Annotated in this window: 13 protein-coding genes; 8 read left to right on the top strand and 5 right to left on the bottom strand. The window is 60.4% G+C overall.

Going from position 1 to position 13,089, the window contains the following annotated elements; translation table 11 throughout:
• Positions 1-11 precede the first annotated feature (11 nt).
• Complete coding sequence (locus ACZ89E_RS14095) at positions 12-428, bottom strand: OsmC family protein (protein WP_149656959.1); 417 nt, start codon at positions 426-428, stop codon at positions 12-14.
• Between the two features lie 153 nt (positions 429-581).
• Between ACZ89E_RS14095 and ACZ89E_RS14090 the strand changes: the two genes are divergently transcribed.
• Together ACZ89E_RS14090 and ACZ89E_RS14085 are read left to right on the top strand one after the other, a co-directional pair.
• Positions 582-1,601 carry an amidohydrolase family protein gene (locus ACZ89E_RS14090; protein ID WP_476255894.1) on the top strand — a complete coding sequence of 340 codons (1,020 nt, stop codon included), beginning with the start codon at positions 582-584 and terminating at the stop codon, positions 1,599-1,601.
• 234 nt (positions 1,602-1,835) lie between these two features.
• A complete protein-coding gene (locus tag ACZ89E_RS14085; RefSeq protein WP_476255893.1) occupies positions 1,836-3,461 on the top strand; it encodes a methyl-accepting chemotaxis protein in 1,626 nt (541 codons plus the stop codon).
• Positions 3,462-3,541: 80 nt separating this feature from the next.
• On the opposite strand, the gene ACZ89E_RS14080 is transcribed toward ACZ89E_RS14085, so the two are convergent.
• The 3 genes from ACZ89E_RS14080 to purM are packed head-to-tail and all read right to left on the bottom strand — an operon-like array spanning position 3,542 to position 5,972.
• Complete coding sequence (locus tag ACZ89E_RS14080) at positions 3,542-4,255, bottom strand: DUF3108 domain-containing protein (RefSeq protein ID WP_149656956.1); 714 nt, start codon at positions 4,253-4,255, stop codon at positions 3,542-3,544.
• Between the two features lie 8 nt (positions 4,256-4,263).
• Positions 4,264-4,914, bottom strand: coding sequence for a phosphoribosylglycinamide formyltransferase (gene purN / locus ACZ89E_RS14075; protein WP_149656955.1), 651 nt, complete (start codon positions 4,912-4,914; stop codon positions 4,264-4,266).
• Complete coding sequence (gene purM, locus ACZ89E_RS14070) at positions 4,914-5,972, bottom strand: phosphoribosylformylglycinamidine cyclo-ligase (RefSeq protein WP_133836547.1); 1,059 nt, start codon at positions 5,970-5,972, stop codon at positions 4,914-4,916. Before purM ends, purN begins: the two co-directional genes overlap by 1 nt.
• Positions 5,973-6,355: 383 nt before the next feature.
• Between purM and ACZ89E_RS14065 the strand changes: the two genes are divergently transcribed.
• The 6 genes from ACZ89E_RS14065 to ACZ89E_RS14040 all read left to right on the top strand — a co-directional run bounded on the left by ACZ89E_RS14065 (position 6,356) and on the right by ACZ89E_RS14040 (position 11,675).
• Positions 6,356-7,417 carry a DUF2066 domain-containing protein gene (locus tag ACZ89E_RS14065; RefSeq protein ID WP_476255892.1) on the top strand — a complete coding sequence of 354 codons (1,062 nt, stop codon included), beginning with the start codon at positions 6,356-6,358 and terminating at the stop codon, positions 7,415-7,417.
• Between the two features lie 38 nt (positions 7,418-7,455).
• Positions 7,456-8,529 (top strand): AI-2E family transporter, encoded by a 1,074-nt coding sequence (locus ACZ89E_RS14060; protein ID WP_149656953.1) that lies wholly within the window; start codon positions 7,456-7,458, stop codon positions 8,527-8,529.
• A 230-nt stretch (positions 8,530-8,759) separates the two neighbouring features.
• Positions 8,760-9,464, top strand: coding sequence for a DnaA regulatory inactivator Hda (hda, locus tag ACZ89E_RS14055; RefSeq protein ID WP_054049492.1), 705 nt, complete (start codon positions 8,760-8,762; stop codon positions 9,462-9,464).
• Positions 9,465-9,678: 214 nt separating this feature from the next.
• Entirely contained in the window at positions 9,679-10,302 is a 624-nt protein-coding gene (locus ACZ89E_RS14050; RefSeq protein ID WP_149656952.1) for a C40 family peptidase, read from the top strand.
• 164 nt (positions 10,303-10,466) lie between these two features.
• Complete coding sequence (locus tag ACZ89E_RS14045) at positions 10,467-11,006, top strand: C40 family peptidase (protein ID WP_149656951.1); 540 nt, start codon at positions 10,467-10,469, stop codon at positions 11,004-11,006.
• Between the two features lie 21 nt (positions 11,007-11,027).
• Entirely contained in the window at positions 11,028-11,675 is a 648-nt protein-coding gene (locus ACZ89E_RS14040) for an O-methyltransferase (RefSeq protein WP_463259797.1), read from the top strand.
• Between the two features lie 73 nt (positions 11,676-11,748).
• Here the strand turns inward: ACZ89E_RS14040 and ACZ89E_RS14035 are convergent, their stop codons facing one another.
• Complete coding sequence (locus ACZ89E_RS14035) at positions 11,749-13,062, bottom strand: PQQ-dependent sugar dehydrogenase (RefSeq protein WP_476255891.1); 1,314 nt, start codon at positions 13,060-13,062, stop codon at positions 11,749-11,751.
• Positions 13,063-13,089: the final 27 nt, after the last annotated feature.

Raw genomic sequence — 13,089 nt, 5'->3', positions numbered from 1 at the left:
CATCGCCGTGGTTACTGGCTGTCGAAGCCCTGTGGGGCGTGGGTTTCGATAGTGACCTCGGTGGTGGTCATCAGTTTATGAATCGGGCAGCGATCCGCGACACGCAGCAATTCCTCGCGCTGGGCATCGCTGAGCACACCTTTGAGCGTGAGGGTCACGTGCAGCGCGTATTTGCCTTTCTGTTCTTGGCTGTTGTCGCGTTTGACTTCGACACCCACGCCGGTCAGCGGGATGTCTTTTTTCTTGGCGTACATTTTCAAGGTCAGGGCCTTGCAGGCCCCGAGGGCGGCGTCGAAGTAATCGTGGGGCTCCGGCGCCGAGCCTTCGCCACCGGCTGAGGTGGGTACATCGGCGAACAGTTCGTGATCATCGATCTGGACAGTGTGACGAAAGCCTTCGCTGGAAATGGTATTGACGGTAACAGTCATGGGAAACCTCTTCGGCAGTAGGAAAAGTCATTCGAGCAAAAACGGACCCTGAAGGTATAGAGCATCTGTGCTGTGCTGCGTTCCACTTTGTTGCCGGCTGAACCCTGGTTGGCGCCGTGGGGTCTATGTCGCTAATGCCCCCGGAGATTGCCCGTGCCCCAGACCCGCTTGCGCCTCGCCTGGTTGTTACTGCTGTGCAGCGCATCCGCCAACGCCCGCGAATACGCCTACAGCGATGCGCACCTGCATTACGTGGATTTCTTCCAGGAAACGGCGGGAATGCCGACATTGCTCAGGGCGATGGCTGACAACTCCATCGATCACGTGATGATTTCCGGCATCCCGGTGGCCAAGAAATGGCATGAAGACGAACCCAAGCGCCCGCGCTATTACGCCGGTGATGATGCCGACGCCTATTGGTACAGCGCGACCGACGTGATCGTTGCCGCTGCGGTGAACAAGCTTACGCCCGAGCAACGTCAGCGTTTTCACCCGTTCCTGTCGGGCTTCAACCCCAACGATAAAAACTCCGAGGCGCATATCCAGCGCATGCTCGATCTCAATCCGGGGCTGTGGCAGGGCATCGGCGAAGTCTTCACCCGGCACGATGACCTGACGGCCCTGACCTCGGGAGATACGCCCCGCGCCAACAATGAGGCGATGACGCGGATTTATCATCTGGCCGCCGAAAACGACCTGCCGGTAATGCTGCATTCCAACATCACCTCCAAGCGTGAGAAAAATCCGCTGTACCTCGCGGAAGTCGAAGAACCGCTGCGTAATCACCCGCACACCCGGTTTATCTGGGCTCACGCCGGCACCAGCGTGGAGATCCATCGGCATCAGACCCAGCTGGATTTTCTGTTGCCGACCCTGACCCGGATGCTTGAGGCCTACCCGAATCTGTTCATCGACCTGTCGTGGAGCATGCTCACCCCGTATCTATTGGATGAGCAGGGCAAGCCTCGGGATGAGTGGCTGAAACTGGTGGGGCGCTTCCCGGAGCGGTTCATGCTGGGTTCGGATGTGGTGGGACGTTTCAACAAACTCGGTCAGGAAATGCGCAGCTTTGACCCATTTCTTGATGCCTTGCCTGAGGACGTTGCGCGAAAAGTCGCACGGGACAATTTCCTTTCGATTCTGCCCAAAGAGAGAAAGGGATTATTGCCCTGAAAAGATTGCAGCCTTCGGCGGCTTCTACAGGAGATCGTATTTCTTCCGAAGGAGCTGCCGTAGGCTGCGATCTTTTGCTGTTATCTACCGCGCTGAATCGTTCCCGCCCGAGGATCGAAGTAGCAAAGCGTTTTGATATCACGTTTCGGTCTTACGCAAAATTTCCCGGGGCCGATACCTTCTAAGGCAACCCGCTGTAGGGAAATGCAGTGTTCATTGGAAGGAACCAAAGCAATGAGTATCCGAAATCTCAATATTGCGCCGCGCGCGAGCCTGGGTTTTGGCCTGTTGGCATTGATGGTGTTCGGTTTGGGGGCGTTCGCCCTGCAACAAATGTCGAACATGCGGGCTCAATCCGACCAGGTCGATAACAACTGGCTACCCAGCGTGATGGCTGTCGGGGAAATGAGTCAGGACATGCTGCGGCTGCGTGCCTTGACCATGCGCCTGCTGATCAACCGCGATCCCCAGGCGTTGGCCCAGAATGTCGGCAAGCTCAATGAACTCAAAGGCGTGCTCGGCGATGCACAGCAACGCTATAACGCGTTGATCGTGCTGCCCGAGGAGCGCTCGCTGTTTGATCGCTTTAAAGCAGCGGAGCAAAAATATCTGCAATTCCAGGGGCAGGTGATGAACCTGTCCAGCCAAGGGCGGGTTGAGGAGGCAGCGGTCATCGTCAATGGCGAGATGAGCCCGTTGGCCGATGACATCGCCGTCACCCTCAAATCCCTGGTGGAACTGAACAAACAGAACGCCAACCTGGCGACCGAAGCGGCGCGTCTGGTGTTCAGCAATTCCCGGGTGTGGGTCGGGGTGATGGTCGCCATTGCGGCACTGATGACCATTGGCTTGGCGTTATTGTTGACCCGCAGCATCGTCCTGCCGCTGTCCCAGTCGTTGCGGGTGGCCGAGATTGTGGCGGGCGGCGACCTGACGGGCGATATCAGCATCACCGGCAAGGACGAGCCGGCGCGATTGCTCCATGCGCTCAAGAGCATGCAGCAGAGCCTGCGCGAGACTATTCGGCGCATTTCCGACTCGTCCAGCCAATTGGCCTCGGCCTCGGAAGAACTCAGTTGCGTTACGGAAGACGCCACCCGTGGCTTGCACCAGCAGAGCCTGGAAATCGAACAGGCCGCCACGGCGGTCAATCAGATGACCGCGGCGGTGGAAGAAGTGGCGAGCAACGCGGTGGCCACGTCCGAAGCGTCCCGAGAGTCTGACCGGATTGCCCAGCACGGCCGTGAGCAAGTGCATCAGACCGTGCTGTCCATCGAATCCCTGGCAGACGATGTCACCGCCAACGCGACCCAGGTCGAGGACCTGGCGCAGAAGGTCTATGGCATCAGCAAGGTGCTGGATGTGATTCGCTCGATCGCCGAGCAGACCAATTTGCTGGCCCTGAACGCGGCGATCGAAGCGGCCCGCGCGGGGGATGCCGGGCGCGGTTTTGCCGTGGTGGCGGACGAGGTGCGGGCGCTGGCCCATCGCACGCAACAGTCGACCCAGGAAATCGAGCAGATGATCAGCGGCATCCAGCAAGGCACCGATTCGGCCGTCAGCTCGATGCAACAGAGTAATAGCCGGGCGCGCTCGACCCTGGAAGTGGCGAAGGCGGCGGGGGTGGCGCTGGAGGAGATTGCCTCGGCGTTTACGTTGATCAACGAGCGCAACATCGTGATCGCCAGCGCTTCGGAGGAGCAGGCAGCGGTGGCGCGGGAGGTGGATCGCAATTTGATGAACATTCGTGATCTGGCGTTGCAGACCTCGGCGGGGGCGAACCAGACCAGTGCCGCGAGCCAGGAGTTGTCGCGGTTGGCGGTGGATTTGAACAGCATGGTGGCGCGGTTTTCGGTCTGATCCATCGTTCCCATGCTCCGCGTGGGAACAATCGGCAAAAAAAAGCCCCGCAATCGCGGGGCTTTTTGTGTTGATCCGGATCAGCTGCCTTTGACAGCCTTGCCGTTGACCGTACCGTCCAGGAGCATGATGTTGTACTCCTTGCCGTCGGTTTCAACCTGTTGCAGGCGGACCAGCAGGTAATCCCAGTCCTTGGCGAACCACATCACGGTGATGCGTTTGCTTTGCGTCGGGTCGCGTACGCGCTCGACCTTGATCGCATCGATCTGGCCAGCCTTGGTGTCGACTTTTTCCGGGCCCAGCACGCGGAAGTCATAGGTATCGACTTCGCCGTCATCGACGACCTGGTAGCTCATGCTTTTCTTGCCAGCGGCCACGTCGTGTTGCAGGGCCAGCTGATAAGTGGATTTGTCGACCATGCCACGGTTGAGCGGGATCTTGACCGGGTCACCGCGATCGGTGCCGGTGACCATTTTGGCGGTCCAGTCGAAGTCCAGGTCTGCCTTCTTGGCTTTGCCCAGGCCGCCACGTTCAAAGTGGTAGGACTGAGGCAGCAAGGTGTCCTTGTCCAGGGTCAGGGTGCTTTGTTCGGACAGGCTGGCGATCATCATCGACGCCTTGAAGCTGAGCGTCCAGACACCGTTGGCGCCCTTGACCAGGCTGCGTTCGGCGGTGCCGCTCATGGGCAGCTGTTTCCAGTCGGCGGTGTAGCTGGCGGAGAAGGGTTGAAGGTCTGCGGCCTGCGCGAAGGGCAGGGCGAGCAGAGCGCAAGCGAAGAGCAAGGCGCGACGCATAATATCTCCTAGGTTCGAATCAAGTGGCCGCTGGCCGCGAGTAACTTTTCATCCAGTAAAGCACCGTGTTCGCCGAGGGCTAAACGACCTTCGGCAAACCAGCGTACGGCCATCGGGTAGATCAGGTGTTCCTGAACGTGGACCCGCTGCGCCAGACTCTGCGGCGAATCGTGCAACTCTACCGGTATTACTGCCTGTACGACCAGAGGTCCGCCATCGAGTTCCTCGGTGACGAAGTGCACGGAGCAGCCGTGCTCGGTGTCTCCGGCCTCCAGCGCGCGCTGGTGAGTGTGTAACCCTTTGTATTTGGGCAGCAACGAGGGATGGATATTGAGCAGGCGACCCTGGTAATGACGCACGAAACCGGCGCTGAGAATGCGCATGAAACCGGCGAGTACCACGAGTTTGGGATTGAAGGCGTCGATCAGTTCGATCAGCGCGGCGTCGAAGGCCTCGCGGCCCTCGAAAGCCTTGTGATCCAGGGCGCGGGTGTCGATACCCGCGTCCCTGGCGCGTTGCAGGCCGTAGGCGTCGGCACGGTTGGAAATCACCGCAGCGATGCGGACCGGGCTGTCGCCGGTCCGCGTGCTGTCGATCAAGGCCTGCAAGTTACTGCCGGTGCCGGACAACAGCACCACCACATCACAGGTGACAGACATTAATGAGCCTTGAGGTTCTTCAGTTCGACCTGGGCCGCGCCTTCGGCAGCGGTGGAGATCTGACCGATGACCCAAGGCTGCTCGCCGGCTTCACGCAGCACGTTCAGCGCGGTTTCAACGTGCTCTTGAGCCACGCAGATGACCATGCCGACGCCGCAGTTCAGCACGCGGTGCATTTCGTTTTCGTCGACGTTGCCTTTCTCTTGCAGCCAGTCGAACACCGCAGGGCGGGTCCAGCTCGCGACATCAACGACAGCTTGCGCGCCTTTTGGCAGTACGCGCGGGATGTTGTCCAGCAGGCCACCACCGGTGATGTGGGCCATGGCTTTGACCGCGCCGGTGTCCTTGATCAGCTTGAGCAGCGGCTTCACGTAGATACGGGTCGGGGCCATCAGCAGGTCGGTCAGCGGTTTGCCGTCGAGCTGGATGTTTTCGATGTCGGCACCGGAGACTTCGATGATCTTGCGGATCAGCGAGTAGCCGTTGGAGTGCGGGCCGGAAGACGGCAGGGCGAGCAGGGCATCGCCGGCCGCGACTTTGGAACCGTCGATGATCTCGGATTTTTCCACGACGCCGACACAGAAGCCGGCCAGGTCGTAGTCTTCGCCTTCGTACATGCCAGGCATTTCAGCGGTTTCGCCGCCGACCAGGGAGCAGCCGGACAGTTCGCAGCCGGCGCCGATGCCGGTCACGACCTGGGTCGCGGTTTCGACGTTGAGTTTGCCGGTGGCGTAGTAGTCGAGGAAGAACAGCGGCTCGGCGCCGCACACCACCAGGTCGTTCACGCACATGGCGACCAGGTCGATGCCGATGCTGTCGTGCTTGTTCAGGTTCAGCGCCAGGCGCAGCTTGGTGCCGACGCCGTCGGTGCCGGAAACCAGCACAGGCTGCTTGTAGCCGGCCGGGATTTCGCAGAGGGCGCCGAAACCGCCCAGGCCGCCCATGACTTCCGGGCGCGCAGTGCGCTTGGCGACGCTCTTGATGCGTTCGACCAATGCTTCACCGGCGTCGATGTCTACACCGGCGTCCTTGTAGCTCAGGGAGGGTTGCTTGCTCATGATCCAGGCCTTTAGGGGGGATTCAGGGGTAACGACCGAGTCCATTAGGGCCGCCGAAACAACGTAGGCGAAAGCCTTGCGCGCTATTCCGACACTGCCCGGCTGTTGCCGGTCTGCGAAGGCGCGCGATTTTATCAGGCTTGAGAGGCAGCGGCCATCCTCGCGCCGACGGCAGGGGCATATCCCGTTAAAAAAACCGCAATTGCCCGTGTGGGTGGCGTCGCTCATGCCTGTATAAGGTATCGCCATTAACCGTCTATCGTTATGACAGTGTGAAAAACTTATCGAGGCCGGGTGAATGTTTTGCGCGGGGTGATGGTCACAGCCTTGCTCCATACGTTCACGCGGCCAGTTCCAGCCGCTCTTGTCGTCAGGAATCTTCCATGCGTTTTTTTTCTAAATTTATGTTTGCCGGTTGTTTGTCGCTTGTCACCCTGGCGAGTCATGCCGAACCCGTGAAAAATCTTTATCAGGTCCGCCAGCCGGTCAGCGGTCAGAGCCCGGAGATCCGCGATCAAGCGACCCAGGCGGCGCTGGATACATTGGTGCTGCGCCTCACCGGCGATCCCAAGTCTGTGCAAAACCCGGGGTTGGCGGCGATCCGCAAAGACCCGCAGCAAATCATCAGCCAGTACGGCTTTGACGCCGGGCCGCCGGAAGTGCTCAAGGTCGATTTCGACCCGGCCACCACCGATCAGGCGCTGCGCCGTGCCGGGCTGTCGTTGTGGGGCGCGAATCGGCCGTCGATCCTGGGCTGGTGGTTGAATGACTCCACCGAGGGTTCGAGCCTGGTGGGCGACGGCCAGGCCAGCGCGGCGCCATTGCGGCGTGCAGCGCAACACCGCGGTTTGCCATTGCGCCTGCCGCTGGCGGATTTGAGTGAGCAACTGGTGGCCACGGCCCCCAATCTTGAAGGCAGCGATGCGGCCCCCTTGCGCGGTGCATCGGAACGCTACAACGCGGACGCCTTGCTGGCGGTGCATGCCCATGAAGAGGGCGGCCAGTGGCAGGCCAAGTGGCATTTGTGGCTGGGCGACCAGAAGGAAGCGGGCAGTGTGCAGGGCGCGGACCAGGCGGCGGTGACCGATGCGGTCATGCTGGCGGTGGCTGAGCGCCTGGCGCCACGTTTTGTGGTCAAGGCCGGCGCGTCGAGCGAACAATTGCTTGAAGTGCAGGGTATGAACCTGGAACGCTATGCGGCGTTGGGCCGTTTACTCGATCCTTTCGGCGGGCGCCTGTTCAGTATCGACGGCGATCGTGTTGTTTATCGCATCAACGGCAGTGCCGAGCAGTTGCGCTCGCAGTTGTCACTGGCGAAGTTGCAAGAGGTGCCGGCCGGTGAGGCGCCTGCACCGGTCACGCCGGTGGCGCCAGTGGCCGACGGTCCGGCGCCCGTCGCAGCGCCGGCTCCGGCACCTGTGCCGCAGTTGCGATTCCGTTGGTAAGGTTTTCTTTCTTTATATAGATGCATAGGGAGTTGTACATGGCCGATACGCGGCGGTGGTTCTGGTTGGGTGGGGTGGTCCTGCTCTGCGCGTTTGTCTGGCTGTTGCATCCGATCCTGACGCCATTTCTGGTGGCGCTGCTGTTGGCCTATCTGTTCGATCCCCTGGTGGATCGCCTGGAGAGGGCCGGTCTGTCACGGACCTGGGGCGTGGTGGCGGTGTTTGCGCTGTTTACCTTGATCTTCACCACGTTGCTGTTGGTGCTGGTGCCATTGCTCGCCAAGCAGTTGTTCCGCTTGTACGAACTCGCGCCGCAGATGCTTGATTGGTTGCAGCACACTGCGTTGCCGTGGGCGCAATCGAAGTTTGGCTTGTCGGATAACTTCTGGAAGTTCGACAAGCTCAAGGCTGCGATCAGCGAACACATGGGCCAGACCACCGACATTGTCGGCGTGGTGCTGAGCCAGGCGACGGCTTCCGGGCTGGCGCTGATAGGCTGGCTGGCGAATCTGGTGCTGATCCCGGTGGTGAGTTTCTACCTGCTGCGCGATTGGGACCTGATGATGGCGAAGATCCGCAGCCTGCTACCCCGTGATCGCGAAGAACGCGTGGTGACCCTGGCCGGCGAATGCCATGAAGTGCTCGGGGCGTTTGTGCGCGGGCAGTTGCTGGTGATGCTGGCGCTGGGCGTGATCTATGCCGCCGGTTTGATGCTGCTCGGGCTGGAGCTGGGGCTGTTGATCGGCCTGATTGCCGGTTTGGCGGCAATCGTGCCGTACATGGGCTTTGTCATCGGCATTGGCGCGGCGCTGATCGCTGGACTGTTCCAGTTCCATGGCGACCTCTACCCGATGCTCGGCATTGTCGCGGTGTTCATGGTCGGGCAGGCGCTGGAAGGCATGGTGCTCACGCCATTGCTGGTCGGCGACCGGATCGGCCTGCACCCGGTGGCGGTGATTTTCGCGATTCTGGCCGGTGGCGAGCTGTTCGGCTTTACCGGCGTGCTGCTGGCGTTGCCGGTGGCGGCGGTGATCATGGTGCTGGTGCGCCATCTGCATGATTTGTATAAAGATTCGGATGTGTACAGCGGGGTCGACGAACCCGACCTGTAAAGTCGTCTGATCTTGCATGACGGGCGGCCTGGTTTCCTGCCAGGCTGGCCCGATTCCCTCCGGTGGCTGTCACATGCACCGCCAAAGAAACTGCCATAAAACCAGTGCATTAACGCAAACCTTTGATTTTGCTTGTGGTCTGCCGCATTGTGCGGGCTGCCCCACGGGTATAAACTTCGCAAACTTTACACAGAGGCCACTAACGGTTCCTTTGGAACTGTTCAGTCAGCATGAAACCGATTCAGCTGCCCCTAGGTGTGCGTCTGCGTGATGACGCTACCTTTATCAATTACTACCCAGGCGCCAATGCCGCTGCACTCGGCTATGTCGAGCGGCTATGCGAAGCCGACGCCGGCTGGACCGAAAGCCTGATTTACCTCTGGGGCAAGGACGGGGTAGGGCGCACGCACTTGTTGCAGGCGGCATGCCTGCGCTTCGAGCAGATGGGCGAACCGGCGGTGTATCTGCCGCTGGCTGAGTTGCTGGATCGCGGCATTGAAATCCTCGACAACCTCGAGCAATACGAATTGGTCTGCCTTGATGATCTGCAAGCCGTCGCCGGCCGGGCGGATTGGGAAGAGGCGTTGTTTCACCTGTTCAACCGTCTGCGTGACAGCGGTCGGCGTCTGTTGATTGCCGCTTCGACCTCGCCCCGTGAACTGCCGGTGAAGCTGGCGGATCTCAAATCGCGCCTGACCCTGGCGCTGATCTTCCAGATGCGCCCACTCTCCGACGAAGACAAATTGCGTGCCCTGCAGTTGCGCGCATCCCGTCGCGGTTTGCACCTGACTGACGAAGTCGGGCATTTCATCCTGACTCGCGGCACCCGCAGCATGAGTGCGCTTTTCGAGCTGCTTGAACGTCTCGATCAGGCTTCGCTTCAAGCCCAGCGCAAGCTGACCATCCCCTTCTTGAAAGAAACCCTAGGCTGGTAAATCCGGGGCCTGCAGCGGGTTTTGGCATATTCCAGGCGCCAGAAAATCCGCTTTCCTGCAGGGGGGCAGGCTGCGCAAACATTCAAAATGGGCTTAAGCGCTTAGATGTAAACGAGAAACCGAGAAGTCACAAAAAGATCGATTGAATTTGCAAATGAGGTTGATAGCGGGCATAGTCTCGGCTTCTTTACAACTATCAGCCACGGTCGTGCCCATGCTAAATCGCTTCGCACCCCTCGTGCCTCTCGCACTCGTCACCCTGTTGTTCGGTTGCGCTGCTCACTCTCCAGTGTCCCAGCAGGCGCCTCAACAGCAGGTTAAAAACTCTGTTACCGCCCAATCTTCCGTTCTTTATCAGGAAGAGGTGGCCACCGAAAAGGAACTGGCAGACTTCGCCGATGGCAAGTCCTACCAGCTTCCGGTTCTGGCCGACAGCATCCTCGAACGTGGCATGTCCCTGATCGGTACTCGTTACCGTTTCGGCGGTACCTCTGAAGCCGGTTTCGACTGCAGCGGTTTCATCGGCTATCTGTTTCGTGAAGAGGCCGGCATGAACCTGCCGCGCTCCACTCGCGAAATGATCAACGTGGACGCCCCTCTGGTGTCGCGCAACAACCTGAAGCCTGGCGACTTGCTGTTCTTCGCCACCAACGGTCGTCGCGGTCGCGTCAGTCACGCCGGTATCTACCTCGGTGATGACCAGTTCATCCACTCCAGCAGCCGCAAAAGCGGTGGCGTGCGGGTCGATAACCTGGGCGACAGCTACTGGAGCAAGACCTTCATCGAAGCCAAGCGCGCACTCGCGATGGCTCCGACCGTGGTCACTGCTCGCAAGTAAGCACACTTTATGTAAGGCGAACTTAAAGTCTTACTTGAAGTTTGGCGCATAGGCGCTAGAATCCTGATCTATTATTGATGGCAAACCGCCTGCGCCCAGCGCAGGCGGTTTTCTTTTCTGTCCTTCCGACAGAAAAAGCCGCAGCCCGATCAGGTGTTTTGCTTATGACAATGTCAGCCCGCCTCACCCTGATGTTCTTCGCAGCGCTGCTCAGCGGCTGCGCCAGCCGCACACCACCGCCATCTGCGCCCGTGGTTCGCGCGCCGATTGTTTTCAGTGCCGCCCAACCATTCTCGCCTGAAGCCGAAGACGTGTTGTTCCGCGCCTTGGGCCTGGTGGGCACGCCGTATCGCTGGGGCGGCAACACGCCGGATTCCGGGTTCGATTGCAGCGGCCTGATCGGTTACGTCTACCGTGACGTCACCGGCATTTCCCTGCCGCGCACCACCCGCGAGATGATCAGCATGCAAGCGGCCAATGTCGGCAAGGAAGGCCTGCAAACCGGCGACCTGATCTTCTTCGCCACCAACGGCGGCTCCCAAGTCAGCCACGCCGGAATTTATGTCGGTGAAGGCCGCTTCGTCCACGCCCCGGCCACCGGCGGCACGGTGAAGCTCGACAGCCTGTCCAAAGCCTATTGGCAGAAAGCCTACCTGAGCGCCAAACGCGTCTTGCAACCTGAGCACCTGGCGCGTAATCAGTAATTTTCCCGGCAAGAGGTTGTCATGACCGCTCGCACGCTCAATCTCGACGATTCCCTTTATAGCTACCTGCTCGACGTTTCCCTCAGGGAAACGCCGCTGCTCAAGCGTTTGCGCGATGAAACCCAGGCGCTGCCCACGGCGCGCTGGCAGGTAGCGCCGGAGCAGGGGCAGTTCCTCGCCTTGCTGGTCAAGCTCACCGGCGCCCGGCGTTTGCTGGAAGTGGGCACCTTCACCGGTTACAGCGCCTTGTGCATGGCGGCGGCGCTGCCGGATGACGGCTCGCTGATCTGTTGCGATATCCCCGGCGACTACAACGCCACGGCCGTGCGTTACTGGCAGGAGGCAGGCCTGGCCGAGCGCATCGACCTGCGCCTGGCGCCAGCGCTGGAAACCCTTGCGCAACTGTCAGGGCCGTTTGACCTGATCTTCATCGATGCCGACAAGGCCAACTACCCGAGTTATCTGGAACACGCCCTGCGTTTATTGCGGGTGGGTGGTTTGGCGGTGTTCGATAACACGTTGTGGAGTGGGCGGGTGCTGGAGAGCAATCCCGACAGTGCGGACACGCGGGCGATTCAAGCGCTGAATCGAGCCTTGAAGGGTGACGCACGAGTGGATTTGTCGTTATTGCCGATTGGCGATGGATTGACGCTGTGCCGCAAACGGTAAGTGCCTGTTGAAAAATCGCAGCCTTCGGCAGCTTCCACAATGGATTGCCGAAGACTGCGATTTTTTTTGCTGTTTATTTAACTGCCGAAACCCGCCACACCTTGTTCCCCACATCGTCCGCCACCAGCAAGTTCCCCTGCTGATCGATCACCACACCCACCGGCCGGCCCAAGGCGTTTTCGTCCTTGTCGAGGAACCCGGTCAGCACATCCACCGGTGCCCCGGTCGGTTTGCCCGCCGTGAACGGTACGAAAATCACTTTATAGCCGCTGTGTGGTTTGCGGTTCCACGAGCCGTGCTGGCCGACGAAAGCGCCGTTGGTAAACGGTGCCGGCAACTTGCTGCCTTCGGCAAAGGTAAAGCCCAGCGAGGCGGTGTGCGGGCCGACGGCGTAGTCCGGGGCGATGGCTTTTGCCACCAGGTCCGGGTTCTGCGGCTCGACGCGCACATCGACGTGCTGCCCGTAATAGCTGAACGGCCAGCCATAGAAGGCGCCGTCCTTGACCGAGGTGATGTAGTCCGGCACCAGGTCGCTGCCGATTTCATCGCGCTCGTTGACCGAGGTCCACAGCGCACCGCTATTCGGTTCCCAGCCCATGCCGTTGGGGTTGCGCAGGCCGGAGGCGAAGATTCGGTGGTTGCCGGTGGCGCGGTCGACTTCCCAGATCGCCGCGCGACCTTCTTCCTTGTCCAGGCCGTTTTCGCCGACGTTACTGTTGGAGCCCACGGTCACGTACAGCTTGCTCCCGTCCTTGCTGGCGATGACGTTCTTGGTCCAGTGGTGATTCAGCGTGCCGCCCGGCAGGTCGATGACCTTCATGGGCTCTGACTTGATCGCCGTATCGCCGGTTTCATAGTGAAAACGCAGCAAACGATCGGTGTCGGCGACGTACAGGTCATTGCCGACCAGGGTCATGCCGAACGGCGAGTTGAGGTTTTCCAGGAACACCGTACGGGTTTCGGCCACGCCATCGTGGTCCTTGTCCCGCAGCAGCGTGATGCGGTTGGGGCTCGGCACGGCGGCACCGGCGCGACCCATGACTTTCTTCATCACCCAGCCGCGAATGCCTGTGCCGTCATCGGGCTTGGGCGGCGCGTTGGTTTCGGCCACCAGTACATCACCGTTGGGCAGCACGTAGAGCCAGCGCGGGTGATCGAGATTTTCGGCAAACGCTGCCACCTGCGTGCCGGCTGCAGCGGTGGGTTTGGCACCGGCCGGCCAGCCGATCGCCGGGGCGATGTTCACCGTCGGGATCAGGGTTTTGTTCGGTTCTGGCAACTTGGGCGAAGGGCCGGTGCCGTCCGTGACTTGCAGGCTGGAATGCTCGCCGCAGGCAACAAGCCCTCCGGCGAGCACAATGACGAAAACGAGCTGGGGCTTGCGCATGCTGATCTTCCCTATGAATGCACTGTT

The organism is Pseudomonas sp. TE3899, assembly GCF_056279105.1.
The sequence above is the reverse complement of the archived record's forward strand: the minus strand, read 5'-3'. Positions and strand labels throughout refer to the sequence as shown.

Coding starts and splice junctions, on each gene's coding strand:
- ACZ89E_RS14095 (WP_149656959.1), bottom strand. CDS start 428: ATGACTGTTACCGTCAATACCATTTCCAGCGAAGGCTTTCGTCACACT.
- ACZ89E_RS14085 (WP_476255893.1), top strand. CDS start 1,836: ATGAGTATCCGAAATCTCAATATTGCGCCGCGCGCGAGCCTGGGTTTT.
- ACZ89E_RS14080 (WP_149656956.1), bottom strand. CDS start 4,255: ATGCGTCGCGCCTTGCTCTTCGCTTGCGCTCTGCTCGCCCTGCCCTTC.
- purN (WP_149656955.1), bottom strand. CDS start 4,914: ATGTCTGTCACCTGTGATGTGGTGGTGCTGTTGTCCGGCACCGGCAGT.
- purM (WP_133836547.1), bottom strand. CDS start 5,972: ATGAGCAAGCAACCCTCCCTGAGCTACAAGGACGCCGGTGTAGACATC.
- ACZ89E_RS14065 (WP_476255892.1), top strand. CDS start 6,356: ATGCGTTTTTTTTCTAAATTTATGTTTGCCGGTTGTTTGTCGCTTGTC.
- ACZ89E_RS14060 (WP_149656953.1), top strand. CDS start 7,456: ATGGCCGATACGCGGCGGTGGTTCTGGTTGGGTGGGGTGGTCCTGCTC.
- hda (WP_054049492.1), top strand. CDS start 8,760: ATGAAACCGATTCAGCTGCCCCTAGGTGTGCGTCTGCGTGATGACGCT.
- ACZ89E_RS14050 (WP_149656952.1), top strand. CDS start 9,679: ATGCTAAATCGCTTCGCACCCCTCGTGCCTCTCGCACTCGTCACCCTG.
- ACZ89E_RS14045 (WP_149656951.1), top strand. CDS start 10,467: ATGACAATGTCAGCCCGCCTCACCCTGATGTTCTTCGCAGCGCTGCTC.
- ACZ89E_RS14040 (WP_463259797.1), top strand. CDS start 11,028: ATGACCGCTCGCACGCTCAATCTCGACGATTCCCTTTATAGCTACCTG.
- ACZ89E_RS14035 (WP_476255891.1), bottom strand. CDS start 13,062: ATGCGCAAGCCCCAGCTCGTTTTCGTCATTGTGCTCGCCGGAGGGCTT.